The 26,831-nt window shown below is 71.9% G+C and carries 28 protein-coding genes and 1 tRNA gene; 17 read left to right on the top strand and 12 right to left on the bottom strand.

The features are described from left to right. Nucleotides 1-99 precede the first annotated feature (99 nt). Nucleotides 100-1,047, top strand: coding sequence for an NADP-dependent oxidoreductase (locus tag ACIRB4_RS14170; RefSeq protein WP_403291047.1), 948 nt, complete (start codon nt 100-102; stop codon nt 1,045-1,047). Nucleotides 1,048-1,071: 24 nt separating this feature from the next. On the opposite strand, the gene ACIRB4_RS14165 is transcribed toward ACIRB4_RS14170, so the two are convergent. From ACIRB4_RS14165 to ACIRB4_RS14155, 3 genes are read right to left on the bottom strand one after another with little or no spacing between them, the layout of a single operon-like run. Then, the gene (locus ACIRB4_RS14165) at nt 1,072-1,380 is read right to left on the bottom strand and encodes a DUF202 domain-containing protein (RefSeq protein ID WP_403291046.1); all 309 of its coding nucleotides are present in this window, start codon (nt 1,378-1,380) and stop codon (nt 1,072-1,074) included. Continuing rightward, on the bottom strand, nt 1,377-1,772 hold the full coding sequence (locus ACIRB4_RS14160) for a YidH family protein (protein ID WP_403291044.1): 396 nt from the start codon (nt 1,770-1,772) through the stop codon (nt 1,377-1,379). Before ACIRB4_RS14160 ends, ACIRB4_RS14165 begins: the two co-directional genes overlap by 4 nt. A gap of 9 nt (nt 1,773-1,781) precedes the next feature. Next, nucleotides 1,782-2,348 carry an NUDIX hydrolase gene (locus ACIRB4_RS14155; protein ID WP_403291043.1) on the bottom strand — a complete coding sequence of 189 codons (567 nt, stop codon included), beginning with the start codon at nt 2,346-2,348 and terminating at the stop codon, nt 1,782-1,784. 121 nt (nt 2,349-2,469) lie between these two features. On the opposite strand from ACIRB4_RS14155, the gene ACIRB4_RS14150 reads away from it, so the two are divergent. After that, nucleotides 2,470-4,125 carry an FAD-binding dehydrogenase gene (locus ACIRB4_RS14150; protein ID WP_403291042.1) on the top strand — a complete coding sequence of 552 codons (1,656 nt, stop codon included), beginning with the start codon at nt 2,470-2,472 and terminating at the stop codon, nt 4,123-4,125. Nucleotides 4,126-4,221: 96 nt separating this feature from the next. Then, nucleotides 4,222-4,596, top strand: coding sequence for a VOC family protein (locus tag ACIRB4_RS14145; protein ID WP_403291040.1), 375 nt, complete (start codon nt 4,222-4,224; stop codon nt 4,594-4,596). A gap of 45 nt (nt 4,597-4,641) precedes the next feature. Here the strand turns inward: ACIRB4_RS14145 and ACIRB4_RS14140 are convergent, their stop codons facing one another. From ACIRB4_RS14140 to ACIRB4_RS14130, 3 genes are all read right to left on the bottom strand, one after another. Beyond that, the gene (locus tag ACIRB4_RS14140) at nt 4,642-5,118 is read right to left on the bottom strand and encodes an ASCH domain-containing protein (protein WP_403291038.1); all 477 of its coding nucleotides are present in this window, start codon (nt 5,116-5,118) and stop codon (nt 4,642-4,644) included. A gap of 98 nt (nt 5,119-5,216) precedes the next feature. Further along, complete coding sequence (locus ACIRB4_RS14135) at nt 5,217-6,614, bottom strand: gluconate:H+ symporter (RefSeq protein WP_403291037.1); 1,398 nt, start codon at nt 6,612-6,614, stop codon at nt 5,217-5,219. Between the two features lie 35 nt (nt 6,615-6,649). After that, on the bottom strand, nt 6,650-7,222 hold the full coding sequence (locus tag ACIRB4_RS14130) for a gluconokinase (protein ID WP_403291035.1): 573 nt from the start codon (nt 7,220-7,222) through the stop codon (nt 6,650-6,652). 150 nt (nt 7,223-7,372) lie between these two features. Between ACIRB4_RS14130 and ACIRB4_RS14125 the strand changes: the two genes are divergently transcribed. The 4 genes from ACIRB4_RS14125 to ACIRB4_RS14110 all read left to right on the top strand — a co-directional run bounded on the left by ACIRB4_RS14125 (nt 7,373) and on the right by ACIRB4_RS14110 (nt 11,548). After that, complete coding sequence (locus ACIRB4_RS14125) at nt 7,373-8,074, top strand: FadR/GntR family transcriptional regulator (RefSeq protein ID WP_403291033.1); 702 nt, start codon at nt 7,373-7,375, stop codon at nt 8,072-8,074. A 189-nt stretch (nt 8,075-8,263) separates the two neighbouring features. Beyond that, nucleotides 8,264-9,727, top strand: coding sequence for an amino acid permease (locus tag ACIRB4_RS14120; RefSeq protein WP_403291031.1), 1,464 nt, complete (start codon nt 8,264-8,266; stop codon nt 9,725-9,727). 115 nt (nt 9,728-9,842) lie between these two features. Then, nucleotides 9,843-10,928, top strand: coding sequence for an S-(hydroxymethyl)mycothiol dehydrogenase (locus tag ACIRB4_RS14115; protein ID WP_403291030.1), 1,086 nt, complete (start codon nt 9,843-9,845; stop codon nt 10,926-10,928). After that, nucleotides 10,928-11,548, top strand: coding sequence for an MBL fold metallo-hydrolase (locus ACIRB4_RS14110; RefSeq protein WP_403291028.1), 621 nt, complete (start codon nt 10,928-10,930; stop codon nt 11,546-11,548). Before ACIRB4_RS14115 ends, ACIRB4_RS14110 begins: the two co-directional genes overlap by 1 nt. On the opposite strand, the gene ACIRB4_RS14105 is transcribed toward ACIRB4_RS14110, so the two are convergent. Then, the gene (locus ACIRB4_RS14105; protein ID WP_403291026.1) at nt 11,545-12,492 is read right to left on the bottom strand and encodes a pseudouridine synthase; all 948 of its coding nucleotides are present in this window, start codon (nt 12,490-12,492) and stop codon (nt 11,545-11,547) included. The two genes, ACIRB4_RS14110 and ACIRB4_RS14105, sit on opposite strands and share 4 nt — an antisense overlap. Before the next feature lie 87 nt (nt 12,493-12,579). Continuing rightward, nucleotides 12,580-12,667, bottom strand: a tRNA-Leu gene (locus ACIRB4_RS14100). Between the two features lie 228 nt (nt 12,668-12,895). Between ACIRB4_RS14100 and ACIRB4_RS14095 the strand changes: the two genes are divergently transcribed. From ACIRB4_RS14095 to ACIRB4_RS14085, 3 genes are all read left to right on the top strand, one after another. Further along, nucleotides 12,896-14,230 (top strand): M20/M25/M40 family metallo-hydrolase, encoded by a 1,335-nt coding sequence (locus ACIRB4_RS14095; protein ID WP_403291025.1) that lies wholly within the window; start codon nt 12,896-12,898, stop codon nt 14,228-14,230. Nucleotides 14,231-14,377: 147 nt separating this feature from the next. Then, entirely contained in the window at nt 14,378-14,611 is a 234-nt protein-coding gene (chpH, locus tag ACIRB4_RS14090) for a chaplin ChpH (protein ID WP_403291023.1), read from the top strand. 154 nt (nt 14,612-14,765) lie between these two features. After that, nucleotides 14,766-15,503, top strand: coding sequence for a chaplin (locus tag ACIRB4_RS14085; RefSeq protein WP_403291021.1), 738 nt, complete (start codon nt 14,766-14,768; stop codon nt 15,501-15,503). Between the two features lie 49 nt (nt 15,504-15,552). On the opposite strand, the gene ACIRB4_RS14080 is transcribed toward ACIRB4_RS14085, so the two are convergent. Then, a complete protein-coding gene (locus tag ACIRB4_RS14080; protein ID WP_100106356.1) occupies nt 15,553-15,741 on the bottom strand; it encodes a DUF5703 family protein in 189 nt (62 codons plus the stop codon). A gap of 47 nt (nt 15,742-15,788) precedes the next feature. On the opposite strand from ACIRB4_RS14080, the gene ACIRB4_RS14075 reads away from it, so the two are divergent. Continuing rightward, nucleotides 15,789-16,436 (top strand): hypothetical protein, encoded by a 648-nt coding sequence (locus ACIRB4_RS14075; protein ID WP_403291019.1) that lies wholly within the window; start codon nt 15,789-15,791, stop codon nt 16,434-16,436. Between the two features lie 75 nt (nt 16,437-16,511). On the opposite strand, the gene ACIRB4_RS14070 is transcribed toward ACIRB4_RS14075, so the two are convergent. Continuing rightward, complete coding sequence (locus tag ACIRB4_RS14070; protein WP_403291017.1) at nt 16,512-18,683, bottom strand: helix-hairpin-helix domain-containing protein; 2,172 nt, start codon at nt 18,681-18,683, stop codon at nt 16,512-16,514. After that, a complete protein-coding gene (locus tag ACIRB4_RS14065) occupies nt 18,680-19,666 on the bottom strand; it encodes an aldo/keto reductase (RefSeq protein ID WP_403291015.1) in 987 nt (328 codons plus the stop codon). The genes ACIRB4_RS14070 and ACIRB4_RS14065 overlap by 4 nt, the downstream gene beginning before the upstream one ends. Nucleotides 19,667-19,804: 138 nt before the next feature. Here ACIRB4_RS14065 and ACIRB4_RS14060 point away from each other — a divergent pair, with 138 nt between their 5' ends. Beyond that, nucleotides 19,805-20,854: an LLM class F420-dependent oxidoreductase gene (locus ACIRB4_RS14060; RefSeq protein WP_403291013.1), complete on the top strand. Its 1,050-nt coding sequence runs from the start codon at nt 19,805-19,807 to the stop codon at nt 20,852-20,854. Nucleotides 20,855-21,062: 208 nt separating this feature from the next. Then, a complete protein-coding gene (locus ACIRB4_RS14055) occupies nt 21,063-21,848 on the top strand; it encodes a ferritin-like domain-containing protein (RefSeq protein ID WP_403291012.1) in 786 nt (261 codons plus the stop codon). Nucleotides 21,849-21,904: 56 nt separating this feature from the next. On the opposite strand, the gene corA is transcribed toward ACIRB4_RS14055, so the two are convergent. Continuing rightward, on the bottom strand, nt 21,905-22,897 hold the full coding sequence (corA, locus tag ACIRB4_RS14050) for a magnesium/cobalt transporter CorA (protein ID WP_403291232.1): 993 nt from the start codon (nt 22,895-22,897) through the stop codon (nt 21,905-21,907). Between the two features lie 131 nt (nt 22,898-23,028). On the opposite strand from corA, the gene ACIRB4_RS14045 reads away from it, so the two are divergent. From ACIRB4_RS14045 to mshC, 4 genes are all read left to right on the top strand, one after another. Continuing rightward, a complete protein-coding gene (locus tag ACIRB4_RS14045) occupies nt 23,029-23,718 on the top strand; it encodes a histidine phosphatase family protein (protein WP_403291011.1) in 690 nt (229 codons plus the stop codon). Between the two features lie 70 nt (nt 23,719-23,788). Continuing rightward, nucleotides 23,789-24,379: a DUF3090 domain-containing protein gene (locus ACIRB4_RS14040; RefSeq protein WP_356892350.1), complete on the top strand. Its 591-nt coding sequence runs from the start codon at nt 23,789-23,791 to the stop codon at nt 24,377-24,379. A 218-nt stretch (nt 24,380-24,597) separates the two neighbouring features. Continuing rightward, nucleotides 24,598-25,368 carry an SCO1664 family protein gene (locus ACIRB4_RS14035; protein WP_403291231.1) on the top strand — a complete coding sequence of 257 codons (771 nt, stop codon included), beginning with the start codon at nt 24,598-24,600 and terminating at the stop codon, nt 25,366-25,368. Nucleotides 25,369-25,512: 144 nt separating this feature from the next. Further along, nucleotides 25,513-26,742, top strand: coding sequence for a cysteine--1-D-myo-inosityl 2-amino-2-deoxy-alpha-D-glucopyranoside ligase (gene mshC, locus ACIRB4_RS14030; protein ID WP_403291009.1), 1,230 nt, complete (start codon nt 25,513-25,515; stop codon nt 26,740-26,742). Nucleotides 26,743-26,831 lie beyond the last annotated feature (89 nt).

Here is a 26,831-nt window from a genome sequence, read left to right as displayed (position 1 = left end):
CGGCCCGCGCGGCGATCGCAAGCGGGACTCCCATGCCCGACCGCCCGGCCGGGGGAGTCCCGCTTGCGAGGTGCGGGCCTGACCTCGATGGTTCGGGGTATGAAGGCGATCAGCTACAGCCGGTACGGCGGGCCCGAGGTGCTCGAGTACGGCGAACGGCCCGACCCGAAGGTCGGACCGGACGACGTGCTCGTCAAGGTGCGTGCGGCGGCCGTGAACCCCGTCGACCGGAAGGCGCAGGCCGGATACCTCGACGGGATGATCGACGCCGTCTTCCCCGTGATCCCCGGCTGGGACGTCTCCGGAGTCGTCGTGCAGCCCGGCGTCTCCGTCCCGGAGCTCGCCGTCGGTGACGAGGTCATGGGCTATGTCCGCGAGGACTTCCTCTCCCGTGGCACCTTCGCCGAGTACGTCGCCGCGCCCGTCCGCACCCTGGCCCGCAAGCCCCGCACCATGGGCTTCGAGGAGTCGGCGGCCCTGCCGCTGGCCGGGCTCACCGCCTATCAGGTGCTCCACCAGGCGCTGTCCGTGCGCTCGGGCGAGACCGTCCTCGTGCACGCGGCGGCCGGCGGCGTCGGCTCCATGGCCGTCCAGATCGCCCGCCACCTCGGCTGCCGGGTCATCGGCGCGGCCCGCGAGTCGGGCCAGGACCGGATCAGGGAGCTGGGCGCCGAGCCGGTCCTCTACGACGAGCACACCTTCGCCAAACAGGTCCGCGCCCTGGCCCCGGCGGGCGTCGACGCGGTCCTGGACACCATCGGAGGCCCGTTCCTCAAGATCAGCCCGGAGGTGCTGGCACCCGAGGGCCGCCTGGCCTCGGTCGCCGACGGCGAGGTCATCGGCCTCGGCGGCCGCTACTTCTGGGTCCGCCCGGACCGCGACGACCTGGCCGCGCTCGCCACCCTGGCCGAGGAGGGCGTCCTGACGGTCCGGGTGGCGAAGGCCTTCCCGCTGGAGCGGGCGGCCGACGCCCAGCGGGCCAACGCGGAGGGCGGCCTGAACGGAAAGGTCGTGGTCACGGTGGAGTGGCCGACCGACGCCACCTGAACCACTCGAACGGCCAGGGCCCGTTCAGACCACGACCGCCACGGCGAACCCGGCCAGCGCGATCGTGCACACGGCCGCGAGGACCGCGCCCCGGTGCGAGAACGGCCGGGGCCGCGCCGCTTCCAGGGACCGGATACGGCGGTGGGCGACGGCCAGGAACGCGATCCAGACCAGCGCCGACAGCGCGGCCCCCGCCACTCCGGCCGCCGTGATGTCGTCATGGATGGCCTGCTTCGCGGCGAGGACCGCCACGACCGTGCAGGTCAGCGTCGTACGCCGCCACGCCAGCCGCGTCCGCTCGGGCTGCAGCCCCGGATCCCGTACCTCCGTCACCGCCCGGCCCAGCCGAAGACGACGACCACGACCATCGTGAGCGCCACCACGGCCACCGCCAGGCTCAGCACCGTCGGGAACCGTGACACCGGCAGATCCTCACCCCGGCGCATCGCCCGCTCGCACCGCACCCAGTGGTTCACCGCCCGCAGCGCGCACAGCGCCCCCGCGCCCAGCAGGGCCAGCGCCAGCCCGACCCGTACCCCCCAGCGCAGATCCGGCAGGAACTGGTCGACGGCGAAACCGCCGCCGACGAGCGCGAGCGCGGTCCGGATCCAGGCGAGGAAGGTGCGCTCGTTGGCCAGCGAGAAGCGGTAGTCGGGGGTCTCGCCCTCGTCACGGATCCGCCGCGGCGCGAACCACAACCGCAGGCTCTGTACGAAGTCGCTCACCGGGGCACCCTATCCGCCGGCGCGCTCTCCGCCCGTCCCTCCCGGTTCGCCGGCCGAGCGGCCCGCCCGGAGCGCGGACATCCGCTGATAGGCCGCCAGACCGTCCGGCACCCACTCCCATGTGGCGAGCCGGGCGGCCACCTCCTCCTCCGGCAGGAAGGCGTGCCAGGCGACCTCCGTCGCCTGCGGGTTCACCGGCAGCTCGCACCGCACCTCGTACACGGCCGACCACCACTTCCCGGCGACGCCCCCCGAGTCGTGGAGGAAGCGGAACAGCGGCTCGGGGCGGGGCAGTCCGCTCACACCGAGCTCCTCCTCGGCCTCGCGCAGCGCCGCCGCGTCGTACGACTCGCCCGCCCCGAGGACCCCGCCGACGAACATGTCGTACAGCGAGGGGAAGAGGAGCTTCGTGGGGGTGCGGCGATGCACGAAGATCCGGTCCTCGGCATCCCGTACCAGGACGAAGGCGCAGCGGTGGATCAGGCCGCGCGCGTACACCTCGCCGCGCGGGGCCTGACCGATCACCTCGTCGTTCTCGTCGACGACGTCCAGGATCTCTTCAGCGGGGTCGGTCATGCCGCCATGAAACCACCGGTCCGCCGACCGCCCGCGGGCACCGCCCCATCTCGCATAACGAGAGCGTTTCTCTCCGTCGGAACGGTTGACTCGATACATTCGTGTATCCAATAGTCGGGCCATGTCCTACGACGCTGATGTGATCGTGATCGGGGCCGGCCTCGCGGGGCTCGTCGCCACCGCCGAACTGGTGGACGCCGGGCGGAGCGTCATCCTGCTCGACCAGGAGCCCGAGCAGTCCATCGGCGGCCAGGCGCACTGGTCCTTCGGCGGACTCTTCCTCGTCGACTCGCCCGAACAGCGCCGCCTGCGGATCAGGGACAGCCACGCGCTCGCCCTCCAGGACTGGCTCGGCACCGCCGGGTTCGACCGCGACGAGGACCGGTGGCCGAGGAAGTGGGCCGAGGCGTACGTCGACTTCGCGGCGGGCGAGAAACGCTCCTGGCTGCACGCGCGCGGGGTGCGCTTCTTCCCCGTGGTGGGCTGGGCCGAGCGCGGCGGGTACGACGCCAGCGGCCACGGCAACTCGGTGCCCCGCTTCCACATCACCTGGGGTACGGGACCGGGCCTGGTCGCCCCCTTCGAGCGCCGCGTCCGCGAGGGCGTCGCCGCGGGCCGCGTGCAGCTCCGCTTCCGCCACCGCGTGACCGCCCTCGGCCGTACGGCGGGAGCCGTCGACACCGTCAGCGGCGAGATCCTGGAACCGTCCGCCGCCGCACGCGGCACCGCGAGCAGCCGCGAGGTGACGGGTGCCTTCGCCTACCGGGCCCAGGCGGTGATCGTCACCTCGGGCGGCATCGGCGGCAACCACGACCTCGTGCGCCGGCAGTGGCCGAAGCGGCTCGGCACCCCGCCCGCGAAGCTGCTCTCCGGCGTGCCCGCCCATGTCGACGGGCTGATGCTCGGCATCGCGGAAAAGGCCGGCGCCCACCACATCAACCGCGACCGGATGTGGCACTACACCGAGGGCATCGAGAACTGGAATCCGATCTGGGCCCGGCACGGCATCCGCATCCTGCCCGGCCCGTCCTCGCTCTGGCTGGACGCGCGCGGCCGACGGCTGCCCGTCCCCCTCTTCCCCGGCTTCGACACCCTCGGCACGCTCGAACACATCACGCGCACCGGGTACGACCACACCTGGTTCGTGCTCGACCGGCGGATCATCGGCAAGGAGTTCGCCCTCTCCGGTTCCGAGCAGAACCCCGACCTGACCGGCAAGTCGATCCGCGACGTCATCGGCCGCGCGCGGCAGGACGTGCCCGGCCCGGTGAAGGCGTTCATGGACAAGGGCGTGGACTTCGTTGTCGAGAACGACCTGTCCGCCCTCGTCCGGGGCATGAACGCGCTCACCGACGAGCCGCTCATCGACGAGGCGGAGCTCCGGCGCGAGATCACCGCCCGCGACCGCGAGATCGCCAACCCCTTCACCAAGGACCTCCAGGTGATGGCGGTCCGGGGAGCCCGCAAGTACCTGGGCGACAAGCTGATCCGTACGGCGGCCCCGCACCGGATCCTCGATCCGAAGGCCGGCCCGCTGATCGCCGTACGGCTGAACATCCTCACCCGCAAGTCGCTCGGCGGCCTGGAGACCGACCTGTCGTCACGGGTGCTGACGGAAGGCGGAGAGGCGCTGGAAGGGCTGTACGCGGCGGGCGAGGCAGCCGGCTTCGGCGGCGGCGGTGTCCACGGCTACCGCTCCCTGGAGGGTACCTTCCTCGGTGGCTGCGTCTTCTCCGGCCGCGCGGCGGGCCGCGCCGCCGCGAAGGCGGTCGGCTAGGGCCGTGGTGCCGCCGGGCTTGCGCGGCGCGTCGGCGGGTACGACCCCTGCCGTACGGATGTCGCGGAAGCGGCCGAAGAGCGAGGAGTGTCAGAAGTGATTCGAAAGCTGCAGGCGGTAGCGCTGGACTGCGCCGATCCGGTACGGCTCGCGGGGTTCTACGCGGAACTGCTCGGCGGCCGGGTGGTCGCGGACGCCGGCGACGACGACTGGGTCGAGGTGCACGGGTTCGAGGGGACACCGCTGGCCTGCCAGCGGGTGGACGGCTACCGACCGCCCGAATGGCCCGGCCAGGGGCGCCCGCAACAACTCCACCTGGACTTCGACGTGGACGATCTCGACGGTGAGGAGAAGCGTGCGCTCGCCCTCGGCGCGACCGTGCTGGAGCGGACGGACCAGCTCCGCCCGGGGGCCAACTGGCGGGTCTACGCGGACCCGGCCGGCCATCCGTTCTGCCTCTGCCTCCACTGAGTCCACCGGACCCCCTGCCCTGGCTGCCAGGCGGTGGACGCGACCCTAGGGCGCGTCCCGCCTCGCGGTCGGCCGCTTCGGTGACTCCTCGGAGGCGGGCGCGAGCCGTTCCACCACCCGGAAGCGCTCCGCCACCACCATGGTCGCGTCGTCGACCGTGAACGCCGGGTCGCCCATCGCCTCGCGCATCTCGTCGCTGTGCCAGAAACGCTCGTGGTCGGCCCGCCACTCGGCCACCGACGTGTGTCCCTCGCCCTCGTCGAGCGCGTGCTGGAGATCGACGTCACCCAGCGGCAGGACCCGTACCTCCGTCACCTCCACGATCGCCACCTCGCGCCCGTCGGAGTCGATGAGCGCCGAGCGCTCGCCCACTTCGGGCAGCTCCTCCTTCTCCGCCTCCCACTCGGCGAAGAGCCCGGTCGTCGAGGTCTTCTCGCCGGAGAGCACCGCGGCCACGAGCCGGTCCCGCAGCGGTCCGGGAAAGGCGAGCAGGAACGGTTTCAGCGCATGAGGGCCGGTCATGGCCGACAGTGTGTCAGCCACGACCGGCCCGCGCCGCTCGATTTCGTACGGCTACGACATCAGGGTTCGTACGGCTACGACACCAGGGGTTCGGGCGGCTACAACACCAGCGAGAGCAGCAGCACGAAGACGATGCCGACGACCGAGATGATGGTCTCCATCACCGACCAGGTCTTGATCGTCTGGCCGACGTTCATCCCGAAGTACTCCTTCACCAGCCAGAACCCCGCGTCGTTCACATGGCTGAAGAAGAGCGATCCGGCACCGATCGCAAGGACCAGCAGCGCGCTCTCGCTCGCCGACATGCCCTCGGCGAGCGGGGCCACCAGACCGGCGGCCGAGATCGTCGCCACCGTCGCCGAGCCCGTCGCGAGCCGGATCGCCACCGCGATCAGCCAGGCGAGCAGCAGCGCGGGGATCGACCAGTCCTTGGAGAAGTCCAGGATCATCTGGCCCACGCCGACGTCGATCAGGGTCTGCTTGAAGCCGCCGCCCGCACCGACGATCATCAGCACGCCCGCGATCGGGGCGAGGGACTTCTCGACGGTCGTGGAGAGCCGCTGCCGGCTGAAGCCGGCCGCGCGGCCCAGGGTGAACAGACCGACGATCACGGCCGCGAGCAGCGCGATCAGCGGCGAGCCGATGACGTCGGTGACCTTCTGCAGACCGTTGGCCGGGTCGTCGACGACGATGTCGACCAGCGCCTTGACCAGCATCAGGACGACCGGCAGCAGCACCGTGGCGACGGTGGCGCCGAAACCGGGGCGCTTCTCCAGGTCCTCCGACGGCCGGGCCGGGATCATGTTCTCGGGTGCCGGGATGTCCACCCAGCGCGCGGCGTACCGGGCGAAGAGCGGACCGGCGATGATCACGGTCGGGATGGCGACGAGGACGCCCAGCGCGAGGGTGATGCCGAGGTTGGCGCCGAGCGCGTCGATGGCGACCAGCGGTCCGGGGTGCGGCGGGATCAGCCCGTGCATCACGGACAGGCCGGCGAGGGCGGGGACACCGATCCGCATCAGCGAATAGTTTCCGCGCTTGGCGACCAGCAGCACCACCGGGATCAGCAGCACGATGCCGACCTCGAAGAACAGCGGCAGGCCGATGACGGAGGCGATCAGCACCATCGCCCACGGCATGGCCCGGCCGCCCGCCCTGGCGAGGATCGTGTCGACGATCTGGTCGGCGCCCCCGGAGTCCGCGAGCAGCTTGCCCAGGATCGCGCCGAGGGCGATCAGCACGCCCACACCCGCGACGGTGTTGCCGAGCCCGGTGGTGAAGGAGCCGATGGTCGCCGCGAGCGGGGCGCCGGCGAAGGCGCCCAGGCCCAGGGACCCGATGGTCAGCGCCAGGAAGGCGTGCAGCTTGAACTTGGTGATGAGCAGGACGATGACGGCGATGCCCGCGAGCACGGCTATGCCCAGCTGGGCGTTGCCGGCCGAGGTGATCGGCTCGACGGCGTCCGCTGCCAGCATCTCGACGCTGAGACTGGTCACGGCGGGTTCCTTAGGTGACGGGTGGGCGGAGGAAGCTACGGGAGGTGGGGCGTACGGGCTGCGGTGGACAGGCCCGGGGCCGCGAGCGCGCGCAGCGCGGCGACGGCCCGGTCGGTGATCTCCTCGGGGCATCCGGAGACATCGACGGCGACGCCGGCCTCGTCGTCCTGGAGGGGCTGCAGGGCGGCGAACTGCGAGTCCAGGAGCGCGGTCGGCATGAAGTGGCCCCTGCGGGCCGTCATCCGCCGCTCGATCAGCTCGCGCTCGCCGGTCAGATGGAGGAAGACCACCCCGGGGGCCGCCGCCCGGAGCCGGTCCCGGTAGATCCGCTTGAGCGCGGAGCTGCTCACCACGCCGCCGCGCCCCGCCCTGCCGTGCGCCCACTGTCCGATCGCGTCGAGCCAGGGGCCGCGGTCCTCGTCGTCCAGCGGGACACCGGCCGACATCTTGGCGACGTTCGCGGCCGGATGGAAGTCGTCGCCCTCGGAGTAGGGGACGCCGAGCGCGTCGGCGACCAGCGGACCGATGGTGGTCTTGCCGGTGCCGGCGACGCCCATCACGACGACGACCGGGGGCGCCGGGCGTGCCGTCTGCGGGGTGGTGCTCATGGATGGTGCCTCGCTGTCTTCTTCGACATCGATTCCGTCGCGCTCATGAAACCCATTGGGTACGACTTATTCAAGAGCCTGTGACTTAAAAGTCATACTTTTCGTTCGGGCTTTTCGTTCCCGCGTGGGGCCCCCGCATAGGCTGACCCCATGACGACACCGGCCCAGGGGCTCCACACACACGTCCTCGCCGCCCTGGGCCTCGCGATCACCGCGGGGGAGTATCCGCCCGGCAGCGTGCTGCGCACCGACGAGCTCGCCCAGCGCTTCGACGTCTCCCGGACGGTGGTCCGCGAGGTCGTGCGCGTCCTGGAATCCATGCACCTCGTCGAGTCCCGCCGCCGCGTGGGCGTGACCGTCCTGCCGACGCAGCAGTGGAACGTGTACGACCCCCAGGTCATCCGCTGGCGCCTGGCCGGCGCCGACCGTCCCCGCCAGCTGCGCTCGCTCACCGTCCTGCGCTCGGCGGTCGAACCGGTCGCGGCCGGCCTCGCCGCCGTCCACGCCACCCCCGAGCAGTGCCGCGAGCTGACCGAGCAGGCGCTCGGCATGGTCGCCACCTCGCGCGGCCGGCAGCTGGAGGCGTACCTCGTCCACGACATCGCCTTCCACCGGGTCGTGCTCAACGCCTCGGGCAACGAGATGTTCGCCAGGCTCGGGGACGTGGTGGCCGAGGTGCTCACCGGCCGCACGCACCACCAGGTGATGTTCGAGGACCCGGACCCCGCCGCCGTCACCCTCCACGTCCAGGTCGCCGAGGCGGTACGGGAGAGGGACGCGACCCGCGCCGAGGAGCTGACCCGCCAGATCGCGGTCGGCGCACTGAAGGAACTGGACGTTCTCGCGCCGTAAGACCTGCGGACCCCAGGCATTCGCTTGGAGGAACCTCAGAATTAGCTCAAATATGGGCGAGCAGTGACATTGGCCACTGCCGAATTCCCGCCTTGACGTGACGATGTGCGCTGGCCGTAAACGGTGGACGACCTCCACGCGCGGCCGGGTACCGCACAGACCCTCCCCCTCACGAAGGCGAACAACTCCATGAGTGACCGCATCTCCCCTGCGGCCGACACGCTGTCCGCCACGCCACCGGCACCGGCGGGCTCCCCCCACGTCGACGCCGGTGACGCCGGGTACCGCAAGGACCTGAAGTCCCGGCACATCAACATGATCGCCATCGGTGGCGCCATCGGAACCGGCCTGTTCCTCGGTGCCGGCGGCCGCATGGCCAACGCCGGGCCGTCCCTCTTCATCGCCTACGCGGTCTGCGGCGTCTTCGCCTTCTTCGTGGTGCGGGCCCTCGGTGAGCTGGTCCTGTACCGCCCCTCCTCCGGCGCCTTCGTCTCGTACGCCCGTGAGTTCATGGGCGAGAAGGGCGCCTACACCGCCGGCTGGCTGTACTTCCTGAACTGGTCGACGACCGCGATCGCCGACATCACCGCGGCCGCCACCTACGCCCACTTCTGGGCGATGTTCAGCGACGTCCCGCAGTGGATCCTGGCCCTGATCGCCCTCGCGGTCGTCCTCGCCGCCAACCTCATCTCGGTGAAGTACTTCGGCGAGATGGAGTTCTGGTTCGCGATCATCAAGGTCGGCGCCCTCGTCGCCTTCATGCTGATCGGCATCTTCCTGATCGTGACGTCGCACGACGTCGGCGGCCACACCCCGGGCTTCTCCACCATCACCGACAACGGCGGCATCTTCCCCAGCGGTGTCATGCCGATGCTGCTGCTGATCCAGGGTGTCGTCTTCGCGTACGCCTCCGTCGAGCTGTGCGGCGTCGCCGCCGGTGAGACCGAGAACCCCGAGAAGATCATGCCGCGGGCGATCAACTCGATCATGTGGCGCGTGGGCCTCTTCTACGTCGGTTCCGTCGTCCTGCTCGCGCTGCTGCTTCCGTACACCGCGTACTCCGGCGACCAGAGCCCCTTCGTCACGGTCTTCGACAAGCTCGGTGTCCCCGGCGCCGCCGGCGTCATGAACCTGGTCGTCCTCACCGCCGCGCTCTCCAGCCTCAACTCGGGTCTCTACTCGACCGGCCGGATCCTGCGCTCCATGTCCCTGGCGGGCTCCGCCCCCAAGTTCACCGGCGTCATGAACAAGGGCGGCGTCCCCTACGGCGGCATCCTGCTCACCGCCGCCTTCGGTGTCCTCGGTGTCGGGCTGAACTACGTCATGCCCGGCGAGGCCTTCGAGCTCGTGCTGAACTTCGCCTCCATCGGCATCATCGGCACCTGGGCCATGATCATGGTCTGTTCGCTGCTGTTCGTGAACCGCTCCAAGGAAGGGCTGGTCACCCGGCCCGGCTACCGGCTGCCCTGGGCGCCCTACACCCAGCTCGTCACGCTGTTCTTCCTCGGCTCGGTCCTCGTCCTGATGTGGATGGACGGCGGCATCAGCCGCACCACGGTGAACTGCCTCCCGCTCATCGCCCTGATGCTGGTCGGCGGCTGGTTCCTGGTCCGCAAGCGGGTCCGCGCGACCGCGGTCACGCACAAGGACTGAACCCGCTTCCGTCCCCGCGAATGACGAGACCCCCGCAGACGCGCTCTGCGGGGGTCTCGCGCCGCGTCAGGAGATAGTGGTACCCAAGAGCCTTACCAGCGAAGGGGTGTCTGCCATGCCGCAGCAAGTCCAGGGGGTCGTCGCACCCGGCAGGAACGAGCCCGTGAGGATCGAGACGATCCTGATCCCCGATCCCGGACCGGGTGAGGCCGTGGTGAGGATCCAGGCCTGCGGTGTCTGCCACACCGACCTCCACTACAAACAGGGCGGCATCAACGACGACTTTCCCTTCCTCCTCGGCCACGAGGCGGCGGGCGTCGTCGAGTCGGTCGGCGCGGGAGTGACCGACGTGGCCCCCGGCGACTTCGTCGTCCTCAACTGGCGCGCCGTGTGCGGCGCCTGCCGGGCCTGCCTGCGCGGCCGCCCCCAGTACTGCTTCGACACCCACAACGCGCGGCAGAAGATGACCTTGTCGGACGGGACGGAGCTCTCCCCGGCGCTCGGCATCGGCGCCTTCGCCGAGAAGACCCTCGTCGCCGCCGGCCAGTGCACCAAGGTCGACCCCTCCGTCGCCCCCGAGGTCGCCGGTCTCCTCGGCTGCGGCGTCATGGCCGGCATCGGCGCCGCCATCAACACAGGAGACGTCGGCCGCGGCGACACCGTCGCCGTCATCGGCTGCGGCGGCGTCGGCGACGCGGCCGTCGTCGGCTCCCGGCTCGCCGGAGCGGCGAAGATCATCGCCGTCGACATCGACGACCGCAAACTCCACACGGCACGCTCGATGGGCGCCACCCACACGGTCAACTCCCGTACCACCGACCCCGTCGAGGCCATCCGCGACCTCACCGGCGGCTTCGGCGCCGACGTCGTCATCGAGGCCGTCGGCCGCCCGGAGACGTACAAACAGGCCTTCTACGCCCGCGACCTCGCCGGCACCGTCGTCCTCGTCGGCGTCCCCACCCCCGAGATGACGCTGGAACTCCCGCTCCTCGACGTCTTCGGCCGCGGCGGCGCGCTCAAGTCGTCCTGGTACGGCGACTGCCTGCCGTCCCGGGACTTCCCCATGCTCATCGACCTGCACCAGCAGGGCCGCATCGACCTCGGCGCCTTCGTCACCGAGACCATCGGCCTCGGCGACGTGGAGAAGGCCTTCGCCCGCATGCACGACGGCGACGTCCTGCGCTCGGTGGTGGTCCTCTGATGGCCGCCCGCATCGACCATCTGGTCACCTCCGGCACCTTCTCGCTCGACGGCGGCACCTGGGACGTCGACAACAACGTCTGGATCGTGGGCGACGACTCGGAGGCGATCGTCATCGACGCCGCCCACGACGCCTCCGCCATCCTCGCGGCGCTCGACGGCCGCACCCTGCGCGCCATCGTCTGCACCCACGCGCACAACGACCACATCGACGCCGCACCGGCCCTCGCCGCCGCCACCGGCGCCCGGATCCTGCTCCACCCCGACGACCAGCCGCTGTGGAAGCAGACCCACCCCGACCACACCCCGGACGGCGACCTCACCGACGGCCAGACCCTGACCATCGCGGGGACGGACCTCAAGGTCATCCACACCCCCGGTCACGCCCCCGGAGCGGTCTGCCTGTACGCCCCCGACCTGGCCACGGTCTTCACCGGCGACACCCTCTTCCAGGGCGGCCCCGGCGCGACGGGCCGGTCCTTCTCCCACTTCCCGACCATCGTCGACTCGATCCGGCACCGCCTCCTGACCCTCCCGCCGGAGACGGTCGTCCGCACCGGACACGGCGACCCCACCACCATCGGCGCCGAGGCCCCGCACCTGGAGGAGTGGCTGCGTTAGATGTGCGGCTCCGCCGCGTGGCCGAGGCCACTGAGCCGCTGCCGGCTCTCGAACCGCATACCGGCACCCGTGACCGGGTCGGTGAACTCCAGTCGCCGCGCGAGCAGTCGCAGCGGACGGCCGAAGTCCTCCGGCCCGTCCTCACGGACCACGGGATAGACGGGGTCGTTCTGGATCGGCAGGCCCAGGGCGTTCATGTGCACGCGCAGCTGATGGGTCTGCCCGGTCGTGGGCAGCAGCCGGTACCGCCCCAGACCGCCCCGGTGCTCCACCAGCTCGATCCGGCTCTCGCTGTTCGGCTCGCCCGGCATCTCCCGGGCGGCCATCACCCCGCGCTCCTTCACGATCCGGCTCCGCACCGTCACCGGCAGCGCGACCGCGGGATCGTACGGTGCCACCGCCTCGTACTCCTTGCGCACCAGCCGGTCCCGGAAGAGGTTCTGGTACGCGCCCCGGTCCTCCGGCCGCACGACGCACAGCACCAGGCCCGCCGTCAGCCGGTCCAGCCGGTGCGCGGGCTGCACGTCGGGCAGCCCCAGCTCCCGCCGCAGCCGCGCCAGTACCGTCTCGGTCACATGCCGCCCGCGCGGCATCGTCGCCAGGAAGTGCGGCTTGTCGACGACGACGATCCGCTCGTCCCGGTACACGACCCCGATCTCGAACGGCACCCGCTCCTCGGGCGGAAAGTCCCGGTGGAACCAGAGATACATCCCGGCGGTGTACGGCTCCTCCCCGGTGACGACCCCGTCCACCCCGACGAACCGCCCACCCCGCAGCATCTCCGCCACCCGCGCACCCCCGACGGCACCCCCGAAGCGATCCCGCAGATGGTCCCCGACGGTCACCCAGGCCCCGCCCCGGTCCTCGGGCAGCCGCACCCGCACCGGATCGACCCCCTCCCGCTGGGGCAGCGGGGCGGCGGGGGGCTTCGTCCTGCGTCTCACCGGATCACCCCGCCTCATCCACGAAGCCTCATCCACGAAGCCTCATCCACAAGCAAGAAGGACCCCACATGACGTGGGGTCCTTCGTTGGTGTCCGAGGGGGGACTTGAACCCCCACGCCCGATAAAGGGCACTAGCACCTCAAGCTAGCGCGTCTGCCATTCCGCCACCCGGACAAGGTGTCTGCCGTTCCGGCCGCTGGGCCGTTCCGACGTGGAAAACCATAGCAAACAATCGAGGCGGCCGATCACCACCCCGTGCCCACCCCCGGCCCCGCCCAAACCCGCCGCGGCGGGTGACGGCCCCATTCCGGCCGGGGACCGCCCTTGGGCGGGGGGCCCGGCCGGGGGAGGATGAGGGGGATCACCAGCAACCACGTGGGGCACGTAGTGGGAGGAAGCAGCGTGAGCGAGTCGAACACGGGCCGGAGCGCCAACGGCGGGGCGGCCGAGGACGAGGTCGTCGACCTCTGTCGCGACCTCATCCGCATCGACACCAGCAACTACGGCGACCACTCGGGCCCGGGGGAGCGCGCGGCGGCGGAGTACATCGCCGAGAAGCTGGCCGAGGTCGGTCTCGAGCCGAAGATCATCGAGTCGCACAAGGGGCGGGCCTCCACCGTCGCCCGCATCGAGGGCGAGGACCCGTCCCGGCCCGCCCTGCTCATCCACGGCCACACCGACGTCGTGCCGGCCGACGCGGACGACTGGACGCACCACCCCTTCTCCGGCGAGGTCGCCGACGGCTGCGTCTGGGGCCGCGGCGCCGTCGACATGAAGGACATGGACGCGATGACCCTCGCCGTCGTACGGGACCGGCTGCGCAGCGGCCGCAAGCCCCCGCGCGACATCGTCCTCGCCTTCCTCGCCGACGAGGAGGCCGGCGGCACCTACGGCGCGCGCCATCTGGTCGACCACCACCGGGACCTCTTCGACGGGGTGACGGAGGCCATCGGCGAGGTCGGCGGCTTCTCCTTCACCGTCAACGAGAACCTGCGGCTCTACCTGGTCGAGACGGCCCAGAAGGGCATGCACTGGATGCGCCTGACCGTCGAGGGCACGGCCGGTCACGGCTCGATGACCAACAACGACAACGCCATCACCGAGCTCTGCGAGGCCGTGGGGCGCCTGGGCCGCCACCAGTGGCCGGTCAGGGTGACCAAGACCGTACGGTCCTTCCTGGACGAGCTCTCCGACGCGCTGGGGACCCCGCTCGACCCCGAGGACATGGAGGCCACGCTCGCCAAGCTGGGCGGCATCGCCAAGATGATCGGCGCCACCCTGCGCAACTCCGCCGCCCCGACCATGCTCGGCGCCGGCTACAAGGTCAACGTGATCCCGGGACAGGCCACGGCGCACGTCGACGGGCGGTTCCTGCCCGGGTACGAGGACGAGTTCCTGGCCGATCTCGACCGGATCCTGGGGCCGCGGGTCAGGCGTGAGGACGTGCACGAGGACAAGGCCCTGGAGACCAGCTTCGACGGTGACCTCGTCGACGCCATGCAGCTGGCTCTCCGGGCCGAGGACCCGATCGCGCGGGCCGTGCCGTACATGCTCTCCGGCGGCACCGACGCCAAGTCCTTCGACGACCTCGGCATCCGCTGCTTCGGCTTCGCGCCGCTCAAGCTGCCGCCGGAGCTGGACTTCGCCGGCATGTTCCACGGCGTGGACGAGCGGGTGCCGGTCGACGGCCTCAGGTTCGGTGTCCGCGTGCTCGACCGGTTCATCGACGCGTCCTGATCAACCGATCTTCATATTCGTTCACGCGTGCGCGTGTGACCGGAAAGAGTGAATGCACTCATACAGTCGTAGCTTGGTTACCTCCCCCTCGTTACAGGTGGTGCGGTCGGCGGTAACGCGTGACCGCATTGCCAACAAGGAGGAATAATGATCAAGAAGGTCGTCGCTGCTGCGGCTGCCACCGGCGGTCTCGTTCTCGCGGGTGCGGGCATGGCCGTTGCCGATTCGGGTGCCCAGGGTGCCGCTATCGCGTCCTCGGGCGTGCTCTCGGGCAACGTCGTCCAGGTGCCGGTTCACATCCCCGTGAACGTGTGCGGCAACACGGTCTCCGTGATCGGGCTGCTGAACCCCACCTTCGGCAACACCTGTGTCAACGCCTGACGTTGAGTCTCGACCCACGAGGGTCTGAGCCCAGGCCGGCCCCGGAGTGCGTGCCATGCACTCCGGGGCCGGTGGGCATTTCCGCCTCGGGCGCGGTGTCCGAGGCCCTCTTCCGAAGCCGCGAAGGCAGAAGCCGAAAAGGCAGGGAAAACCTATGCGACAGGTCACACGCAAAGGCCTGATCACCGTTGCGGCCGCGGGCGGAGTACTCGCCCTCGGCGGCGGTTACGCGCACGCCGACTCCGGTGCGACCGGTACGTCCTCGAATTCCTCGGGCATCGCGTCCGGCAATACCGTCCAGGTGCCGGTACACATCCCGGTGAACGCGTGCGGAAACAGCGTCAACGTCGTCGGACTGCTCAACCCGACGTTCGGCAACTCGTGTGCCAACACCTCCAAGCCGGATCGCCCGGGCAATCCGGGCGGCGGCTCCTCGGCCGAGGGCGGCACCGAGAACTCGTCCGGCATCGGCTCCGGCAACACCGTGCAGGCGCCGGTCGACGCCCCCGTGAACGTCTGCGGGAACAGCGTCACGGGCGTCGGTGCCATCAATCCGGCGTTCGGCAACGAATGCGGCAACGGCGTCGAGCCGACGCACCCGGGCCACCCGGGAGAGCCGAGCAACCCCGGCAACCCCGGGAATCCGGAGAACCCGGGCAACCCCGGTAACCCCGGTAACCCGGGCAACCCCGGCGGTGACGGGGAGACCCCCGGCGGCCCCGCCACCCCGCAGGGGCCGAACACGCCGGGTACGCACACCATCACGCAGCCGGAGGCCACGGAGGAACTCGCGGCGACCGGCGCCGGGTCGCTCGGGCTGATCCTTCCGGCCGGCGCCGGGCTGCTGCTCGCCGGCTCCGTGCTCTACCGCCGCGCCCGCCAGTCCGCGTAGGACGGCAGGCGTACGCAGGGGCCCCGCCGCGGCGGGGCCCCTTGTCGTCTCACCAGGTGGCGCGGACCTGACGGATGATGCGCCGGCGCAGCCGCACCCTGCGGCTGCCGTCCCGGTGCAGGGTCAGGCGGTCCAACTCCCAGTGTCCGTACTCGGCATGGTCGGTCAAGAGCCGCGTCGCCTCCTTGCGGGAGACGCCGCGCGGCACGTACACGTCGACAAATTCGTATTCCGGCATCGCATCTATTGTGCGGGCACCGGCCCGGTACGGATAGCGTCTGTCCCATGTCTGATGCTGCGCAGCCCACCGCTGCCGAGGTACGTGCCGCCGCCGAGGCGGTCAAAGCCGCACTGGACCGTCACCTCGAGGCGGTCGAACGCCGCACGGGGGACGACGACCCGGCCGTCTACGAAGCCTTCAACGCCCTCGCCGCGGCGGCCGAGGCCTACGACGAGCGGCTCTACGACCGCTACGACGAGGTCACCCCCTTCGAGATCCCCGGCGCCGACGACTCCCTGCCGCCGTACGCCGGACCCGAGGAGCCCCATGCCCTCAGCGTGCTGATCCGCCGCGACTACGCCGTGGTGGAGCCGCAGCGACTCCTCGCCCAGGCCCAGCGCATCGCCGACCTGGACAGCGACGAGGAGGGCCCGGACGCCACCCCCGTGGTCGCCGCCGGCGCCCACGCGGCGCTCGGACTGCTCTTCGGTGAGTTCGAACCGGACGAGATCGCCTCACGGCACAAGGAGTTCGGCCTGGAGGAGGGCGACTCCACCCTCTGGGTCTGTGCCGCCGACGAGCTGCCGGACCCGGGGGACTGGCTCGCCGCCCCCTTCGAGCACGCCGATCCGGAGCGGATCGTCTGCCGCTTCGACGTCAGCGCCGTCTTCGACGACGAGCCGGACGACGACCTGAAGGGCCGGGGGGCCTGACCGCCCCCGCGAAGGGCGGGGCACCTCACGGGGCGCCCCGCCCTTCGCCGTCCCCCACGCCGCACAAAGGCGGCCTCAGCCCTCCGCGTCGGCCAGCAGCGCTTCGAGGAGCGGGCGCAGACGGGTGGTGCGGTCCTGGGAGACGCCCTCGGCGACCGCCCGGGGCAGCGCCTGATCCACACCGTGCACCACCGACAGATGACGCTCGCCGCGACCGAACGCTGTGTAGACCCAGGGCCGACTGAGCCCCTGCGCCGCGTCCCCCGGCAGGACCACGACCACGGCGGGCCAGCGCATCCCGGCCGCCTGGTGCGCGGTCAGCGCCCAGCCGTGCCGCAGCGCCGTCTCCACCCGCTCCTTCGGCACGAGCAGCTTCTCGCCGCTCTCCGACTCCAGCCGCAGCCCCTCGGCGTCCGCCGAGAGGACCGTCGCGCCCACCGTCCGCCCCGGAGCGGGCACGTAGGCCACCCGGTCGCCCGGGTCGAAGCCGCCGAAGCGGCCGGGACCCGGGTTGAGACGCTGCTTCAGGGCGGCGTTCAGCGCGCGGGTTCCCGCGGAGCCGCTGTGGCCGACGGTGATCACCCGCGTCTCCTCGGGCGGCACACCGATCGCCCGCGGGACCGAGTCGGCGACCAGCTGCACCGTGCGGTGCACGGCCTCGCCCGCGTCCCTCACCGGGACGATCACGACCTCCTTGCCGGGGGCCTCCACCTGGTTCAGCTCGCCGATGCCGATGCCCGAGACGAGCTCCCCGATCGGGCCCGGGTCGGGGACCCGGGAGGCGATCTGAGGGCACACCCGGGCCGCCAGCACATCGGCGAACACCCGGCCCGCGCCCGCGGACCCGAGGACGTTCGGGTCGCCGCTGAGGACCAGACGGCAGCCGTCCGGCAGGGACTCCACGAGCATCGCGGCGCTCTCCACGTCCAGCTGCGGGGCGTCCAGGACGACGAGCAGGTCCAGGGCGAGCGCGCCCTCCTCGTCACGGCCGGGACCCGCCTCGCCCGACAGCAGGGCGGCCACCGTCACCGCGTCGCCGCCGAGACGACGGCGGCCGTTCTCGCTGTGCACGGCGACCGCGACCCGCAGACCTCGCTCACGGGCCACCCGGGCGAGCGCCACGGCTTCGCCGCGGGCCGCCTCACCGCCGGTGTGGAGCACCAGACCGTGCGCCCCGGCGGCGGTCACCAGCTCCGGGCCCTCCCAGCTCTCCCCGGAGACGGTCCTGACCAGCCGGGCCAGCCCGTCGGCCAGGCTCTCCTCGGCGAGGGCGTACCGGTCGAGCCCCAGGAGCACGGGAACGTCGGCGGCCGGTGCCTCCTCGGCCGCCGCCGCCTCCCCCTCGTCCAGGGGCTCGTCCTCCGACGACGGCGCTTCCTCCTCCTGGAAGACGAGCACCGCCCCCTCGGAGATCGCCTCCTGGACCGCCGCGTCCGGGTCCGGCAGGGAGAGCTTGGCGAGGCCCGCCCGCACCTCGGCGGCCTCCAGGGCCGTGTGCCCCCGCACCGCGGCCCGTTCGAGCAGCCAGACGACCAGGGCGACGGCCCGGCGCGGGTCGCCAGGGCCGCACTCGGCGCCGAGCAGGGCCCGGGCGAAGCCGTCGGCGTGCTCAGGACCCACCCCGGGCACGGAGAGCAGCCGCCAGGGATCGTCGAGCAGCGCCTGCGCGGCGCCCTCGCCCAGGGTGGCCGCGGTCGGTCCGGCCAGCGTCTCGGGCGCCCCGCCGCGCGCGAGGACCTCCCGCACGGCGGCCAGCGTCTCGGGGACGGCCGTCGGCTGCTTCGGGGTGGGCCGCGCCGTCACGGCCGGCGCCGCGGCGGCGGGACGCCTGGGCGCGGGCTCCGGCTCCTCGAAGAACGCGGTGCCCGATGTCGTACCGCTCTCCACGGCGCGTACCGCCGCCAGCAGATCGGCGGCCTTGCCCCTGAGCTTCGCACCGGCCTCGATCGGCGCGTCCTTCTCGGACTTCCGCTGCTCGATCCGCGCCCGCAACTCCCGCTGCGCGGCCAGCTCGGCCTGCGCCTCGGAGACCCCGGCGGCCTCCGCCGCGCCCTCGCCGGATCCGGCACCATCCGATTCGGTACCGCCCGTCTCGTCACCGACCGCCGCGTCCTGGCTTTCGTCGCCGCCGCCGTCACCGTCGGCGGCCACGGGCTCCGCGGCGGACGGGCTCGCGAGGGCGTCGTCGTTCTCGCCCCGTACGGGCTCGGCGGCCTCGGGAGTGGTCTCCCGGGAAGGCTCGGTCACAGGGTGCTCCAGTCCTGGTCCGGATAGCGGTGCACGGGCGCCGACACGTCGTCGAGAGCCCGGCGGATCTCGTCAGGAAGACTAAGGGTCTCCACTGACAGCGCGGCCGTGAGCTGCCGGGTGTTGCGCGCGCCGACGACGGGAGCGACCACCCCGGGCCGGTCGCGCACCCACGCGAGCGCCACCTGCAACGGCGTGGCCGCGAGGCCGTCCGCGGCGGTGGCGACCGCGTCCACGATCCGGCCGGCCGCCTCGTCCAGATAGGGCTCCACGAACGCAGCCATGGTCTCCGAGCCGCCCCGGGAGTCCGTCGGCGTGCCGTGCCGGTACTTGCCCGTCAGCACACCGCGCCCCAGCGGCGAGGACGGCAGCAGGCCTATCCCGAGATCGAGGGCCGCCGGGAGCACCTCCCGCTCGACGCCCCGTTGCAGCAGGGAGTACTCCATCTGGGTCGCCGCGAGCCGGGTTCTCGCCCCGCTCCCGGCGCCGAGCTGCCAGGTGCCCGCCTTCGCCAGCTGCCAGCCGCAGAAGTTGGCCACCCCCACATAGCGGGCGCGACCGCTGCTCACGGCGATGTCCAGAGCCTGCAGGGACTCCTCCAGAGGGGTGTGCGGATCGAAGGCGTGCAGCTGCCACAGATCGACGTGGTCGGTCCCCAGCCGCTCCAGCGACGCGTCGAGGGCCGCCAGCAGATGGCCGCGCGAGCCGTCCGTCCGCCGGTCGGGATCCGGCACGCTGCCCGCCTTCGTGGAGATGACCAGATCCCGCCGCGGCACCAGCCGTTCCACGAGCTGTCCGAGCAGATACTCCGCCTCGCCCCCGCCGTACACGTCCGCGGTGTCGACCAGCGTCCCGCCCGCCTCCCAGAACGCCTTCAACTGGTCGGCGGCGTCATGCTCGTCGGTGTCCCGGCCCCACGTGAGGGTGCCGAGCCCGATGCGGGACACGCGCAGGCCGGTACGTCCGAGATGCCTCTGCTCCATGGGCGGGAGATTACTGGCCAGGGCCGTACGCGGAGAGAGCCTGTGGACAACCTCCTTCTGTCGGATCCCGCACCCGCGCGCTAGAGTCCGCCCCAAGAGACGTTACTGATCAGTAAAGACAGTGAAGAGGGAGCGGTCATGAGGCTCGGCATCAACCTCGGCTACTGGGGCGCGGGTATGGACGGCGACAACCTCGCCGTCGCCCAGGAGGCGGACCGCCTCGGCTACGACGTCTGCTGGGCCGCCGAGGCCTACGGTTCCGACGCGCCGACCGTGCTCGCCTGGGTGGCCGCCAAGACCGAACGGATCGACGTCGGTTCCGCGATCATGCAGATCCCCGCCCGCCAGCCCGCCATGACCGCGATGACCGCCGCCACCCTCGACTCGCTCTCCGGCGGCCGTTTCCGTCTGGGCCTCGGCGTCTCCGGGCCGCAGGTCTCCGAGGGCTGGTACGGCGTCAAGTTCGACAAGCCGCTCGCCCGCACCCGCGAGTACGTGGAGATCGTCCGCAAGGCCATGTCCCGCGAGCGGCTCAGCTACGAGGGCGAGCACTGGACGCTGCCGCTGCCGGACGGCCCCGGCAAGCCCATCAAGCTCACCGTTCACCCGCAGCGCGAGCACATCCCTCTCTACATCGCCGCGATCGGCCCCAAGAACCTGGAGCAGACCGGCGAGATCGCCGACGGCGCGCTGCTGATCTTCCCCTCCGCCGAGCACCTGGAGGACACCGCCCTGCGCCATCTGCGCGCGGGCCGCGAGAAGGCCGGGCTGACCATGGACGGCTTCGACGTCCACCCCACTCTGCCGATCGCCCTCGGCGACGACATCGACGCCCTGGCCGACGTGTTCCGCCCGTACACCGCGCTGTACGTCGGCGGCATGGGCAGCCGCAAGCAGAACTTCTACAACCAGCTCGCCCAGCGCATGGGCTACGAGAAGCAGGCCGCCGAGATCCAGGACAAGTACCTGTCCGGCGACAAGACCGGCGCCGCGGCCGCCGTACCGCGGCAGCTGATCGACCAGACCACCCTGCTCGGCTCCGTCGAGCGCATCGCCGACCGGATGAAGGCCTACGCCGCCGCCGGCGTGACCACCCTCACCCTCGCCCCGGCCGGCTTCACCCTGGACGAGCGGGTGGCGGCGCTGCGGGCCGGCACGGAGGCCCTGGAGCTGGCGGGCCTGGCCTGACGTCCGCGGCCGTGGTGGGGGCTCGGGGGTCTTCCCCGCCACGGCCGTCACGCAGCACAACGCTCCACCGCCACGCCCGGTTACGCACCGGCGACTCCGTCTTTCGGGCGAGTTGCGGGCTCCGGTTGTTGCCCGCGCCCCCGCGGCGCACTTGACTCGTGCTCTGCGGACGTGCGGCGTGCGGACGCCCGTATGAGAGGTGGCGGCAATGCTGACGGCCAAGGGGCTGTTCCAGGAGATCATCGACGACGACGAGGCCTTCCGGCTCTTCTGTTCCATCGCCGCCAGCGGCGAGGCCCAGGGAGGCTGGGAGAACGGCCGGATCGCCGCACTCGTCCCACCCGGCATGCGGGAGATGACGCCCAAGATCACCCGGCACGGAGCGGACGAGGACAAGCACGGCCGGATCTTCAACGCGTTGATGAGGAAACGCGGCCTGGAGCCCGTACCGGTGCCGCCGGACACCGACTACACGATGCTGCTCGAACAGCGTGGCATCGGACTCGCCCACGACAAGCTCCGCCGCGACGAACCCCTGAGCGAGCGGGACATCATCGTCTACCTCGCGCACAGCCGGGTCACCGAACAGCGGGCCGCCGCGCAGATGGACATGCTGGCCTCCCACTTCGGGGACCACCCCGACCTCGGCAAGGCCGTCCGCATGATCGCCGACGACGAGGTCAACCACCTCGCGTACTGCCACGAGGAGCTGCTGCGCCTCGCCTCCGCCGGACACGGCCCGCTCATCCACCGGACGCTGCGCGAGGCGGCCCTCGCCGAGATCCGGGTCCACCGCGACGTCAGCCTCGCCGTGATGCGGCACATGGGCCGCATCCTGAAGTGGCCCAAGGCGAAGTCCGCGGCCCTCGCCGCCGGTATCCACGTCATGTACGCGTACGAACGCGTCGCCGGCCGGCGCACGATGGTCGGCCTCCGGATGCCCGAGCGGCGCAACGCGCTGGGCGGCCCGCCGACTCCGGCCTCGGCCGTCTGAGCACTCCTCAGGCCCCGAGGGCCCGGTGAGCGGCGGGGCGTGGTGGCCGGGACCGGCTACATCCAGCCCCTGCGCTTGAAGAGGCGGTACAGGCCGAACACGGCCCCCGCCATCAGCCCGACCACCGCCGGGTACGACCACACCCACCGCAGCTCGGGCATGTGGTCGAAGTTCATGCCGTAGACACCCGCGACCATCGTGGGGACCGCGGCCATGGCCGCCCACGCCGAGATCTTCCGCATGTCGTCGTTCTGCCGCACGCCCATCTGCGCCAGATGCGCGGACAGCACGTCCGAGAGCAGCCGGTCGAGCCCCTCCACCTGTTCGTTGGCGCGGATCAGATGGTCGCTGACGTCCCGGAAGAACGGCTGCGCGTGCTCGTTCACGAACGGCACGGTCCCGGCCGCCAGCCGCTCCATCGGCGCCGCCAGCGGACTGGTGGCCCGGCGGAACTCCAACACCTGCCGCTTGGCGGTGTAGATCCGCTCCGCCGTGTTCGCCGGATTCCCGCCGGTCGGCGCGAAGACGTCCGCCTCCAGCTCCTCCAGGTCGATCTGGAGCTCACCGGCCACGTCGAGATAGTGGTCCACGACCGCGTCGCTGATCGCGTACAGCACGGCCGTCGGACCGTGCCGCAGCACCTCGGGCTCGGCCTCCAGACGGCGCCGTACGGCCGCGAGCGGCGCGCCCTCGCCGTGCCGGACGGTGACCACGAACGAGTCGCCTATGAACACCATCAGCTCGCCGGTGCTCACCCGGTCGCTCTCCGGCTCGTACAGCACCGGCTTGAGGACCACGAAGAGCGAGTCGTCGTACACCTCCAGCTTGGGCCGCTGATGGGCCTTCAAAGCGTCCTCGACCGCCAGCGGGTGCAACGCGAACTCGTCCGCGACATGGTCGAACTCGTCGGCCGTCGGCTCGTGCAGACCGACCCACAGGAAGGAGTCACCGATCGCCCGCGCCTGCGCGAGCGCGTCGGACAGGTCGGCGGGCCCGGTGGCCCGGGCACCGTTCTTGTACAGGGCGGAGTCGACGATCACGCGGCGTATTCTCCCCCGCCGGGGAACGGCCCGCACGCCTGCCGTGGACCGGCCACGGCGCCCGGCCCCACGCGCGCGTGCGGCGGCTGTTCCGCCCGACCACCACCCACCCGCGCGTGCCTCCGCCTACCCTTGCCGCCATGGCCACGCTGATCCTCGTCCGTCATGGACGCTCCACCGCCAACACCTCCGGAGTCCTCGCCGGGCGGACGCCCGGGGTGGCGCTCGACGAACGGGGGACCGCTCAGGCCGCCGCGCTGCCCGGACGGCTGGCGGGCGTGCCGCTCGCCGCCGTCGTGAGCAGTCCGCTGCAGCGCTGCCGCGAGACCCTGCGGCCGCTCCTCGACGCCCGGCCGGGGCTGCCGCTGCACACCGACGAGCGGATCAGCGAGTGCGACTACGGCGACTGGTCGGGGCGCAAGCTCGCCGAACTCGCCGACGAGCCCCTGATGGAGATCGTCCAGGCCCACGCCTCCGCGGCGGCCTTCCCCGGCGGCGAGTCGATGCGCGCCATGCAGGCGCGGGCCGTCGACGCCGTACGCGACTGGAACGCCCGGATCGAGGCCGAGCACGGCGAGGACGCGGTCTATGCCATGTGCTCGCACGGCGACATCATCAAGTCGGTCGTCGCGGACGCCCTCGGCATGCACCTCGACCTCTTCCAGCGAATCCATGTCGACCCGTGTTCCCTGACCGTCATCCGCTACACCCGGCTGCGCCCCTTCCTCGTACGCCTCGGCGACACCGGTGACTTCGCCGCCCTCGCCCCGCGCGAGAGCGGTGACAACGGCGGCGCCGCGGAGGTAGGGGGCGGTGCGGGCGCACCGTGATCCATCCGCGCAGTAGGGTGGACGGGCCGCTGTAGGCCCCCGATTGTCGAGAACCAAGGGAGACAGGGACGTGTCCCGTCAGGTGTTCCTCTACGACCCACCGGAGCGTTTCGTGGCCGGCACGGTCGGGCTGCCTGGCCGCCGTACGTTCTTCCTCCAGGCGTCCGCGGCCGGCCGGGTCACGAGCGTGGCCCTGGAGAAGACCCAGGTCGCGGCGCTCGCCGAACGCATCGACGAACTGCTCGACGAGGTCGTGCGCCGCACCGGCGGCAACGCCCCCGTCCCGGCCATGGCCCCCGCCGACATCGCCGACACCGCCCCGCTGGACGCCCCGGTGGAGGAGGAGTTCCGGGTCGGCACCATGGCGCTGGCCTGGGACGGCGAGGAACAGCGCATGATCGTCGAGGCCCAGGCGCTCGTCGAACTCGACGCGGATTCCGAGGAGGACCTCGCCGAGGCCGAGGAACGGCTGCTGCAGGACGAGGAGAACGGCCCGCCGATGCTGCGGGTCAGGCTCACCGGTGCCCAGGCCAGGGCCTTCGCCAAGCGCGCCCTCGACGTGGTCAACGCCGGCCGGCCGCCGTGCCCGCTGTGCAGTCTGCCGCTCGACCCGGAGGGCCATGTGTGCCCGCGCCAGAACGGATACCGGCGCGGAGCATGACCGACGTGCCGACCCCGCCGACCACGCCCGCCGCGCCGTCGGCGACCGACGTAACGCCCGTGCCTGACGCGCCGACCACGCCCGCCGCGCCGACCACGCCTGACGCGCCGACCACGCCCGCCGCGCCGACCACGCCCGCCGCGCCGTCGGCGACCGCCGCGCCGACCACCCCCGACGGGCCCGCCGCGCCGGGCCCGTCGGGCGTCGCGGTCGTCGAGCTGCTCGCCAAGGGGGAGCTCACCGTCCGCGGCCAGGTCCGTGAGGCGTCCAACGCCGTGCTCTTCTGCTCCGTCGCCCTCGACGGCGAGGAGACCGCCTGCGTCTACAAGCCCGTCGCGGGCGAGCGGCCGCTGTGGGACTTCCCCGACGGCACCCTCGCCCAGCGCGAGGTCGCCGCCTACGAGGTCTCCGAGGCGACGGGCTGGGGACTCGTACCTCCCACCGTGCTGCGCGACGGCCCCTACGGCGAGGGCATGGTCCAGCTCTGGATCGAGGCCGACCCCGGCGCCGGCCTGCTCGCCCTCACCGAGGCCGAGGAGGCGGAGGAGGGCTGGAAGGCCGTCGGCCCCGCCCAGATCGGCGAGGACCGCACCGCCCTCCTCGTGCACGCCGACAGCCCCGACCTGCGCCGCCTCGCCGTCCTGGACGCGGTCATCAACAACGGCGACCGCAAGGGCGGCCATCTGCTCCCCGCCCCCGACGGGCGCCTGTACGCCATCGACCACGGCGTCACCTTCAACGTGGACGACAAGCTGCGTACCCTGCTGTGGGGCTGGGCCGGCGAGGAGCTGCCCGCCGAGGCCACCGAGGTGCTGGACCGGCTCGACGTCTCACTCGCCCCCGGCACCCCGCTCGCCACCCGGCTGGCCGAGCTGCTCACCGCGGCCGAGGTGGACGCGCTGCGCGGCCGGGTCGCCGCGCTGCGTGCGAGCGGCCGGCACCCCGAGCCCTCCGGGCAGTGGCCCGCGATCCCCTGGCCGCCGGTGTGAGCGACCGGATCCGGCCATGCCGGAAACGGCCGCTCGCACCCCCCAGGGGTATGCATGGACGGCCCTGAGCCGCAAGACCGCCTATTCGGTCAAGATCCCGGATCCGGTTCGTATCCGGAACAGGTGTCCGGTTACGCTCAGGACATGCATGCCTGGCCCGCTTCTGAGGTCCCCGCCCTGCCCGGCAAGGGCCGCGACCTCCGGATCCACGACACCGCGACCGGCGGACGAGTGACCCTCGCCCCCGGTCCCGTCGCCCGTATCTACGTCTGCGGCATCACGCCGTACGACGCGACCCACATGGGTCACGCGGCGACCTACAACGCGTTCGACCTCGTTCAGCGCGTGTGGCTCGACACCAAGCGGCAGGTGCACTACGTCCAGAACGTGACCGACGTGGACGATCCCCTCCTGGAGCGGGCCCTGCGCGACGGCATCGACTGGGTCGGCCTCGCCGAGCGCGAGACCGCCCTGTTCCGCGAGGACATGACCGCCCTGCGGATGCTGCCGCCGCAGCACTACATCGGTGCCGTCGAGGCCATACCGGGCATCGTTCCGCTCGTCGAGCGGCTGCGTGACTCCGGCGCCGCCTACGAACTGGACGGCGACATCTACTTCTCGGTCGAGGCGGACCCGCACTTCGGCCAGGTGTCGAACTACGACACCGAGCTGATGCGGCACCTCTCCGCCGAGCGCGGGGGCGACCCGGACCGCCCCGGCAAGAAGAACCCGCTCGACCCCATGCTGTGGATGGCCGCCCGCGAGGGCGAGCCGAGCTGGGACGGCGGCAGCCTCGGCCGGGGCCGTCCCGGCTGGCACATCGAGTGCGTCGCCATCGCCCTCGACCACCTCGGCATGGGCTTCGACGTGCAGGGCGGCGGCTCCGACCTGATCTTCCCGCACCATGAGATGGGCGCCTCCCACGCCCAGGCGCTCACGGGCGAGTTCCCCATGGCCAAGGCGTACGTCCACGCCGGCATGGTCGCGCTGCACGGACAGAAGATGTCCAAGTCCAAGGGCAACCTGGTCTTCGTCTCCGCGCTCCGCCGCGACGGCGTCGACCCGGCCGCCATCCGTCTCGCGCTCCTCTCGCACCACTACCGCGCCGACTGGGAGTGGACCGACCAGGTCCTCCAGGACGCCGTGGAGCGCCTCGGCCGCTGGCGCGCCGCCGTCTCCCGCCCCGACGGCACGTCCGCCGACGCGCTCGTCGAGGAGATCCGCGAGGCGCTCGCCGACGACCTCGACGCCCCCGCCGCGCTCGCAGCGGTCGACCGCTGGGCGGAGCGGCAGAGCGCGGAGGGCGGCACGGACGAGTCCGCGCCCGGCCTCGTCTCGCGCGCCGTGGACGCCCTGCTCGGAGTGGCGCTGTAACGGACCCTCCCGCGCGACCTCTTTCACGCGGCCGCCCCCGGACTTCTTGGTGAAGTCCGGGGGCGGTTCCGTTTTGTCCTATCCCTGAT

It is taken from the genome of Streptomyces sp. NPDC093600 (genome assembly GCF_044764755.1).
In the GTDB taxonomy this organism is placed as follows: Bacteria; Actinomycetota; Actinomycetes; order Streptomycetales; family Streptomycetaceae; genus Streptomyces.
This window is presented reverse-complemented; position numbering and strand designations above follow the sequence as displayed.

Excerpts from the sequence above, each read along its gene's own strand:
- ACIRB4_RS14170 (WP_403291047.1), top strand. The coding sequence starts at position 100 with ATGAAGGCGATCAGCTACAGCCGGTACGGCGGGCCCGAGGTGCTCGAG.
- ACIRB4_RS14155 (WP_403291043.1), bottom strand. The coding sequence starts at position 2,348 with ATGACCGACCCCGCTGAAGAGATCCTGGACGTCGTCGACGAGAACGAC.
- ACIRB4_RS14150 (WP_403291042.1), top strand. The coding sequence starts at position 2,470 with ATGTCCTACGACGCTGATGTGATCGTGATCGGGGCCGGCCTCGCGGGG.
- ACIRB4_RS14140 (WP_403291038.1), bottom strand. The coding sequence starts at position 5,118 with ATGACCGGCCCTCATGCGCTGAAACCGTTCCTGCTCGCCTTTCCCGGA.
- ACIRB4_RS14130 (WP_403291035.1), bottom strand. The coding sequence starts at position 7,222 with ATGAGCACCACCCCGCAGACGGCACGCCCGGCGCCCCCGGTCGTCGTC.
- ACIRB4_RS14125 (WP_403291033.1), top strand. The coding sequence starts at position 7,373 with ATGACGACACCGGCCCAGGGGCTCCACACACACGTCCTCGCCGCCCTG.
- ACIRB4_RS14120 (WP_403291031.1), top strand. The coding sequence starts at position 8,264 with ATGAGTGACCGCATCTCCCCTGCGGCCGACACGCTGTCCGCCACGCCA.
- ACIRB4_RS14115 (WP_403291030.1), top strand. The coding sequence starts at position 9,843 with ATGCCGCAGCAAGTCCAGGGGGTCGTCGCACCCGGCAGGAACGAGCCC.
- ACIRB4_RS14110 (WP_403291028.1), top strand. The coding sequence starts at position 10,928 with ATGGCCGCCCGCATCGACCATCTGGTCACCTCCGGCACCTTCTCGCTC.
- chpH (WP_403291023.1), top strand. The coding sequence starts at position 14,378 with ATGATCAAGAAGGTCGTCGCTGCTGCGGCTGCCACCGGCGGTCTCGTT.
- ACIRB4_RS14085 (WP_403291021.1), top strand. The coding sequence starts at position 14,766 with ATGCGACAGGTCACACGCAAAGGCCTGATCACCGTTGCGGCCGCGGGC.
- ACIRB4_RS14080 (WP_100106356.1), bottom strand. The coding sequence starts at position 15,741 with ATGCCGGAATACGAATTTGTCGACGTGTACGTGCCGCGCGGCGTCTCC.
- ACIRB4_RS14075 (WP_403291019.1), top strand. The coding sequence starts at position 15,789 with ATGTCTGATGCTGCGCAGCCCACCGCTGCCGAGGTACGTGCCGCCGCC.
- ACIRB4_RS14065 (WP_403291015.1), bottom strand. The coding sequence starts at position 19,666 with ATGGAGCAGAGGCATCTCGGACGTACCGGCCTGCGCGTGTCCCGCATC.
- ACIRB4_RS14060 (WP_403291013.1), top strand. The coding sequence starts at position 19,805 with ATGAGGCTCGGCATCAACCTCGGCTACTGGGGCGCGGGTATGGACGGC.
- ACIRB4_RS14055 (WP_403291012.1), top strand. The coding sequence starts at position 21,063 with ATGCTGACGGCCAAGGGGCTGTTCCAGGAGATCATCGACGACGACGAG.
- ACIRB4_RS14045 (WP_403291011.1), top strand. The coding sequence starts at position 23,029 with ATGGCCACGCTGATCCTCGTCCGTCATGGACGCTCCACCGCCAACACC.
- mshC (WP_403291009.1), top strand. The coding sequence starts at position 25,513 with ATGCATGCCTGGCCCGCTTCTGAGGTCCCCGCCCTGCCCGGCAAGGGC.